Annotated in this window: 1 pseudogene; it reads left to right on the top strand. The window is 50.6% G+C overall.

The window, feature by feature from the left end:
* A pseudogene (locus ACGF5R_RS24620) lies at positions 1-203 on the top strand (transposase); the annotation flags it as partial.
* Between the last annotated feature and the right edge of the window lie 190 nt (positions 204-393).

The following is a 393-nucleotide window of genomic DNA, read 5'->3' as shown; positions in this document are numbered from 1 at the left end:
CCAGAGAAATCCGTTTGAGTCCGTGGGGTAAAAAGGTGCACAAGCGGCGAAAAGAAACGATAGAACGGAGTTTTGCGGATGCGAAGCAGCATCATGGGCATCGTTATGCCCGTTTTCGTGGGTTGCGGAAAGTGCAAATACAGTGTCTCCTGGCGGCAACAGCCCAAAATATCAAGAAGATAGCTTTACTGGTGGCGGCACTTTATTGGTTTTATCTGTGGTTTACCCGTGAATGTATTGGGGCAGAAAGCCAATCCTGTGCAGGAAAAGGGCGTATCGGGGATCTATACCCAATGGATTTCAAGATGCATCGCGACGGCAAGGGAGAGAATCCCCGGGAGCATAGCAAACTATGTGACCGGGGTGAGCGAGTGCAGCCAACAAAGAGGCAAC

The organism is Photorhabdus sp. RM71S (genome assembly GCF_042879355.1).
In the GTDB taxonomy this organism is placed as follows: domain Bacteria; phylum Pseudomonadota; class Gammaproteobacteria; order Enterobacterales; family Enterobacteriaceae; genus Photorhabdus; species Photorhabdus kayaii.
The sequence above is the reverse complement of the archived record's forward strand: the minus strand, read 5'-3'. Positions and strand labels throughout refer to the sequence as shown.